The sequence below is a fragment of the Dietzia sp. DQ11-38-2 genome, from assembly GCF_014145055.1.
In the GTDB taxonomy this organism is placed as follows: domain Bacteria; phylum Actinomycetota; class Actinomycetes; order Mycobacteriales; family Mycobacteriaceae; genus Dietzia.
In genome coordinates this window covers 1-1,176 of the sequence record NZ_JAALDW010000462.1, presented here as the reverse complement: position 1 = coordinate 1,176, position 1,176 = coordinate 1, and the positions used below count along the sequence as shown (strand labels likewise).

Sequence of the window (1,176 nt, the reverse complement as noted above, 5' to 3'; positions counted from 1 at the left end):
TCCAGCCGCCACCGCGACCGGGTTCCCCGACAGCGTGCCCGCCTGGTACACCGGCCCGGCGGGGGCGAGCGAGGACATCACGTCGGCGCGGCCCCCGAACGCGGCGGCGGGCAGCCCGCCGGACATGACCTTGCCGAACGTGGTCAGGTCGCCGGCCACGCCGTCGATGCCCCACCAGCCACGTTCCCCGGCCCGGAAGCCGGTCATGACCTCGTCCATCACCAACAGCGCGCCGTTGTCGGAGCACAGGGTGCGCAGCTCCTCGTTGAAACCGGGCAGCGGCGGGACGGTACCCATGTTGCCGGCGGCGGCCTCGGTGATCACGCAGGCGATCTCGCTGCCGTGGGTGGCGAACACCACGCGGACCGCCTCGATGTCGTTGTACGGCAGCACGATCGTGTCGTGAGCGGTCGCTCCGGTCACACCGGGCGAGTCCGGCAGGGCGAACGTCGCGAGACCCGATCCGGCGTCGGCCAGCAGGGCGTCCACATGACCGTGGTAGCAGCCGGAGAACTTGACCACCTTGGACCGGCCGGTGAACCCGCGAGCAAGGCGCACCGCGCTCATGGTGGCCTCTGTGCCGGAGTTGACCAGGCGCACCTCCTCGACAGAGGTCCGACCCACGATCTCGCGCGCCAGCTCGATCTCGCCCTCGGTCGGGGTGCCGAAGCTCAGCCCGCGGGCGGCGGTCGACTGCACGGCGTCGACGATCGCGGGGTGGGCGTGGCCGTGGATCATCGGCCCCCACGAGCTCACCAGGTCGATGTAGGTGTTGCCGTCGACGTCCGTCATGCGCGAACCCCGCGCTTCACGGATGAAGCGCGGGGTGCCGCCCACGGAGTTGAAGGCGCGGACCGGGGAGTTGACCCCGCCGGGGATCAGCTCGCGGGCCTCGGCGAAGAGCTCGGCCGATCGGGTGGTGCCGGACAGGCCGGACGGGGTCGGGAAGGCATCGCTCGCAGACGTCACCCGTCCAGTGTCTCAAAGACCGCTCCCGAGCACCCCCTCGCGGTGTCAGCCCTGCGGCGCGGCGGGCTGGGCGTGCGGCGCGAACACCGCCTTGACGGCGGTCTCGACCTGTCCGGCCACGTCCTGGAGCGCCTTCTCGGCCTGCTCATGCAGGTCCTGCGGGGTGGGCAGCGGGCCCGGCGCCGGGATCACCGGAACCGGCACCGC

Annotated in this window: 1 protein-coding gene; it reads right to left on the bottom strand. The window is 72.2% G+C overall.

The genetic code is table 11. The annotated features are described in order from the left end of the window. Positions 1 to 930: glutamate-1-semialdehyde 2,1-aminomutase (locus G6026_RS14605; protein WP_182613608.1), on the bottom strand; the 930-nt coding region annotated here is incomplete at its 3' end. Positions 931 to 1,176 lie beyond the last annotated feature (246 nt).